Annotated in this window: 5 protein-coding genes; all 5 read left to right on the top strand. The window is 62.5% G+C overall.

Annotation, left to right across the window (positions count from 1 at the left end):
• Nucleotides 1–151: 151 nt before the first annotated feature.
• A complete protein-coding gene (locus RUW20_RS02845; RefSeq protein WP_313950685.1) occupies nucleotides 152–376 on the top strand; it encodes an osmotically-inducible lipoprotein B in 225 nt (74 codons plus the stop codon).
• A 130-nt stretch (nucleotides 377–506) separates the two neighbouring features.
• Nucleotides 507–707: a hypothetical protein gene (locus tag RUW20_RS02840; RefSeq protein WP_313950684.1), complete on the top strand. Its 201-nt coding sequence runs from the start codon at nucleotides 507–509 to the stop codon at nucleotides 705–707.
• Between the two features lie 225 nt (nucleotides 708–932).
• Nucleotides 933–1163: a PAS domain-containing protein gene (locus tag RUW20_RS02835; protein ID WP_313950683.1), complete on the top strand. Its 231-nt coding sequence runs from the start codon at nucleotides 933–935 to the stop codon at nucleotides 1161–1163.
• Between the two features lie 156 nt (nucleotides 1164–1319).
• Nucleotides 1320–1523 (top strand): CsbD family protein, encoded by a 204-nt coding sequence (locus RUW20_RS02830; RefSeq protein WP_313950682.1) that lies wholly within the window; start codon nucleotides 1320–1322, stop codon nucleotides 1521–1523.
• 556 nt (nucleotides 1524–2079) lie between these two features.
• Nucleotides 2080–3032, top strand: a 953-nt coding sequence (locus RUW20_RS02825; protein WP_313950681.1) for a cation:proton antiporter, incomplete at its 3' end; no start/stop codon positions are given.

Below are 3032 nucleotides of genomic sequence, written 5' to 3'. Positions count from 1 at the left end.
GTTCTGAATTCGCTGGCTAATTGCTTGCCTGGCCAATCGCCTCACTTCCTGTGCGCCGTAGCGAAACGAACTGCGTGTTCCGCATGTCGTAAGCCGTAGTGGAGCAGGCAAGACGCGCCAGAAACACCATTTTTTACCAAGAGGTAAGCCGATGAAAACGATTCGCAAATTTACGTTCGGCGCGCTCGCCGCAGCTGTTCTGTTTGGCCTCGGGGCTTGTGCCGGCATGTCGAAGCAGGAGCAGCAGACCGCCATCGTCGACGCCGCGGGCTCCGGCGCCGTGGGAGCCGCCATTCTTAAGGACGAGAGCGCGGTCGGAAGTAGTGCCGAGGCAGCGGTCGGAGGCGTTATCGGCGGCGAAGTCGGCAAGAAGTGAGGCGAAGCGCGATGCCCCTGGCCTTCCCGGCAGGTGCCTCGCGTCCGCTCGCTGCCCTGATCCCGCAGTCGACGCGACCCTAATGGTCACTGCCGCTGTGGGGCAATCGAATTACCAGGAGGTATCAGAGATGAAACACGGTGGATCGATCAGCGCCGCTTTGCTCGTGAGCGCCCTGCTCATCGCACTACCCGGCTGCCAGAAACAGGAAGGCGAAGGCCCGGCAGAGCACGCAGGAAAAGAAATCGACAAGGTGGTGGAGAAGGCTGGGCAGCAGATCGAGAAGGCCGGTGAAGCCATCCAGGACGCTGCCAACGGCGACAAGAAGTAGGATGTCGCAAACGCGAGCGACCGGTCGTCGCGCCACCGAACGTATGGCAACGTCCCTTTTCCGGGTTGGCGTGAGCGCTGGGCGGCCGAGGCGATGACCGGGTGGTCTCGCGAGAATGCACTGGGCTGACCACTTTCCGAGGGGTTCAGGATCATCGACGGTACGACACGCCAGGCCGCTGCGAATCGCGCCCAGCGAGCCATCGAGGTGGACAGGAGCGTGGGCTTGATCGCCGATTGTCTGCTGGTGCGCCGTGACGGGGCCGAGTGCGCCATTGAAGATTCCGCCGCGCCCATCCACGACCGAGCTGGCCAGGTCGTCGGCGCGGTGATCGTCTTCCACGACGTCAGCGAATCGCGGGCCATGACGCTGAAGATCGACCAATCGTTCGTGCGCGACATCGTCACCGATGCCGACGACGCCACCAATCGGATTGGGCCAGGCAGACTTACGTAAGCGCCAATGTTTGCTAGCGCACAGAACGTGATCCCCGTTTGCCTTTAGGCTCTCGACATCGACACCAGGCATCGATTGTTTGATGACCGGGAGTCGCAGGGCGGGCCGAAGCCGGCTCAGCTATCAGAGGCATAAACCATTAGTCAGGAGTTCACGATGAACAAAGATCAAGTCAAGGGCGCAGCAAAAGACCTCGGCGGTACGATTCAGGAAAAGGTCGGCAAACTGGTAGGCAGCACGGAGCAGCAGGCAAAAGGGCTGAAGAATCAGGCTGAAGGCCAGGTGCAGGAACATGTCGGCGACCTGAAAGAGAACCTCAAAGACGCCAGGGACGCGGTCAAGGACGCCTTGAAACCGTAACCCCAACGGGTATCCCTGGCCATCGGTTTCACCAAGCAGCCGCCAATGGCGGTTGCGTTGTTTCCGGTGCTCATGCGCGCGGGGCGCGCTGTCAGGGCCAGGCCAGCAAGCGATTGTCAGCTTAAACCCATTGATCACTTCTGCCCTTGCACCAGACCTGGAGCGAGGGCACACGCCGGGGGTTTCGAGAACTTCCGGAACGGGGCTGGTGAGTTCTTGCGCTCGCCAGCCAGCGTTCCCGAGCGCCGCAGCGACTTTTGCGTCGTGACCTGCGAGCAGGGTGGCAACCGGCTCCCCGCCACCTACGTCGCCCTCTTTCATGGCTGGCAGGGCCTCTTGTCAAGGATAACGGCGACGATCTCCGCGCCTTGGTCATGACGCGCGCTCTCGGAGAACTCCCTTGCCATCGTTTGAGACACGGTTGCGCGAAGCCTGGAAGAGCGGCACCACCGTGCCCGGCCGCGCGACGGTGAGAAATGAAGAAGCGTGACGCGTCCGCCGGCAAGCTGCGGGAGGCGCTGCGCTGCGTTCGAAACGTTCAAGGAGGGAAGCTGCGATGACTGGAGCACTGTGGTTCCTGCTGGTGGGCGCGCTGTTGCTCGTGATGGGTCTGACCCCGTCGTTCATCAAGCGTCTGCCGGTCACCTCGGCGATCATCTATCTGTCGATCGGCCTGCTCGTCGGGCCGACGCTGCTCAACGTCTTTCACTTCAACCCGCTCAAACAATCGGCACTGCTGGAAGTGCTGACCGAAGTGGCGGTGCTGATTTCGCTCTTTGCCGCCGGGGTCAAGATGCCGGCCCCGATGCGGCTCGATCGCTGGCGCACACCGTTGCTTCTGGCATCGGCGTCGATGGCCCTGACGGTCGCCATGGTTGCCGCCTTTGCCCATTACGTGCTCGGGCTGTCCCTGGGCGCAGCGGTGCTTCTCGGCGCCATCGTGGCGCCAACGGATCCGGTTCTCGCCACCGACGTCCAGATCCGTCATCCCGGCGACCGCGACCGCCTGCGCTTCGATCTCACCTGCGAAGCCGGCATGAATGACGGCAGCGCTTTCCCGTTCGTGATGCTCGGCCTGGGTTTGCTCGGCTTGCACGACCTCGGCGATTTCGGCCTGCGCTGGGCGCTCGTGGATGTTTTATGGGCGACTGTAGCCGGGATCGCGATCGGCCTTGTCCTCGGTGCCGCTCTCGGCCGGCTCGGCTGGGCTCTGCGCAGTAAGCGTTTTGACCACGAGCTGATGGACGATTTTCTGGGACTTGGACTGATCGGCATCGTTTACGGGCTCAGCGAACTGGTCAACGCATGGGGCTTTCTGGCGGTGTTCTTTGCCGCCGTCTCGCTGCGACAGACCGAAGTCAAGCTCATCAACGCTCGGGCCGCCAACCTGGAGAATGGGCTTGCCGCGCACGACCCGGTCGCCACGTCAGGGGGAGGCGATCCGGTGCCGACCGTCAGCGAAGGGTCGCTGGTCTTCAAGGAGCATCTTGAGAGGATCTCGGAACTGCT

It is taken from the genome of Accumulibacter sp. (assembly GCF_032229525.1).
Lineage (GTDB): Bacteria > Pseudomonadota > Gammaproteobacteria > Burkholderiales > Rhodocyclaceae > Accumulibacter.
Note: the sequence above shows the minus strand (reverse complement) of the source record. Positions and strands in the feature narration are given on the sequence as shown.